This window comes from Pseudomonas sp. SG-MS2 (assembly GCF_009933855.1).
Classification (GTDB): domain Bacteria; phylum Pseudomonadota; class Gammaproteobacteria; order Pseudomonadales; family Pseudomonadaceae; genus Aquipseudomonas; species Aquipseudomonas putida_E.
On sequence record NZ_MOMO01000184.1, the window covers coordinates 1 to 2,141 of the forward strand.

Sequence of the window (2,141 nt, forward strand, 5' to 3'; positions counted from 1 at the left end):
CTACAACTTCATGGATGGCATCGACGGTATTGCCAGTATCGAGGCCATTTGCGTGTGCCTGGGCGGTTGCCTGCTCTACGCGATTACCGGCAACCCACAGGCGATCGCTTTGCCCTTGCTGCTGGCAGCGACGGTGGCGGGCTTCCTGGCCTGGAACTTCCCCCCGGCGCGCATATTCATGGGCGATGCCGGCAGTGGTTTCCTGGGTATCGTGCTGGGCCTGCTGGCATTGCAGGCAGCCTGGATAAACCCGCTATTATTCTGGGGGTGGTTAATACTTATGGGTGTGTTCGTGGTGGATGCCACGTTCACATTGGGGCGGCGCCTGTTGCGGGGCGAAAAAGTCTATGAAGCCCATCGCAGCCATGCCTACCAGTATGCGTCGCGGCAATACGGCAGCCATCTGCCCGTCAGCCTGGCGGTGGCGGCCATCAATATCGGCTGGTTGCTGCCCGTGGCTGCAGCCGTGCTGCTGTTCAAGCTTGATGGCGCGACGGGAACCTTGATTGCCTACGCGCCTCTTACACTGCTGGCGATCAAGTATCGCGCAGGCAAACGCGAATAACATGGCCAGAATGGACTGGGGCATATGTGGCTTAGGAGAACCGGATGAGTGACGCGAACAAAGACAGGGTGCGCCAGTACCTGGTGAACCTGTCCCGGCGTCAGAAGCGCCTGATACAGGTGTGCACCGACGTCGTGCTTATCTGGTTTGCACTGTGGCTGTCGTTCATCGTGCGCCTGGGCATCGATGAAATGTACAACCCCATCATCGAACACACTTGGCTGTTCCTGGCTGCGCCGGTCGTGGCCATTCCGCTGTTCATCCGCTTTGGCATGTACCGCGCGGTGATGCGCTACTTCGGCAATGATGCGCTGGTTGCCATCATCAAGGCGGTCACCTTGTCCTCCTTGATACTGGCTGTGGTGGTCTATTGGTACAGCAACCATCAGGTCATCGTGCCGCGTTCGATCATTTTCAATTACTGGTGGCTGAGCCTGGTCATCATGGGCGGCTTGCGCCTGATCATGCGCCAGTACTTCCTGGGCGACTGGTTCAGCGGTGCTCATCAAATCCCCTTTACCAACCGCGATGATGGCCAGGTCAAAGTTGCCATTTACGGCGCAGGCACGGCCGGCAACCAGTTGCTGGCGGCATTGCGCATGGGGCGTGTGATGCGCCCCGTGGCCTTCATCGACGATGACGGCGACCTGGCCAACCGGGTCATTTCCGGCCTGCAGGTGTACAAGCCCAAGCACCTTGAACAGATGATCAAAGAAACCGGCGCCCAGGAAATCCTCCTGGCGCTGCCAACCGCTTCACGTGCGCGGCGCAAAGAGATCCTCGCCTTCCTCGAACCGTACCCGTTGCATGTGCGCAGTGTGCCGGCGTTTGCCGACCTGGCCAGTGGCCGGGTAAAGGTCGATGACATCCAGGATGTCGACATTGCCGACTTGCTGGGCCGCGACCCGGTGCCGGCGCAGGATGAACTGCTTTGGCGCTGCAACAAGAAGCGTACCGTGCTGGTGACCGGCGCGGGCGGCTCGATCGGCTCCGAGCTGTGCCGGCAGATCATCGGGCTGGAGCCCAAGACCCTGCTGCTGTTCGATCACAGCGAATTCAACCTGTACAGCATCCTCACCGAGCTTGAGCAACGCATTACGCGCGAGTCGCTGGCGGTGCAGTTGTTGCCGATTCTGGGCTCGGTGCGTAACCAGCAGCACCTGGCCGATGTGATGAGCACCTGGCGGGTAGACACCGTGTATCACGCGGCGGCCTACAAGCACGTGCCAATGGTCGAGCACAACGTGGCCGAAGGCATTCTCAACAATGTGTTCGGCACGCTGTGCACGGCGCAGGCCGCGCTGCAGACGGGCGTGGCCAACTTTGTGCTGATCTCCACCGACAAGGCCGTGCGCCCGACCAACGTGATGGGTAGCTCCAAGCGGTTGTCCGAGTTGATCCTGCAGGCGCTGAGCCGCGAAGCGGCGCCGGTGATGTATGGCGACAGCAGCAAAATTTCCCGGGTGAACAAAACCCGCTTCACCATGGTGCGCTTCGGCAATGTGCTGGGTTCTTCCGGTTCTGTGATTCCGTTGTTCCATCAGCAGATCAAAGCCGGTGGCCCGCTGACGGTGAC

General features: G+C 60.3%; 1 protein-coding gene and 1 pseudogene. Both read left to right on the top strand.

Annotated features, from left to right (window positions below; all coding sequences use genetic code 11):
- Positions 1 to 565 (top strand): annotated as a pseudogene (locus BLX42_RS15560) (glycosyl transferase); the annotation flags it as partial.
- 44 nt (positions 566 to 609) lie between these two features.
- The coding region (locus BLX42_RS15565) for a nucleoside-diphosphate sugar epimerase/dehydratase (protein WP_161872120.1) at positions 610 to 2,141 on the top strand (1,532 nt) is incomplete at its 3' end.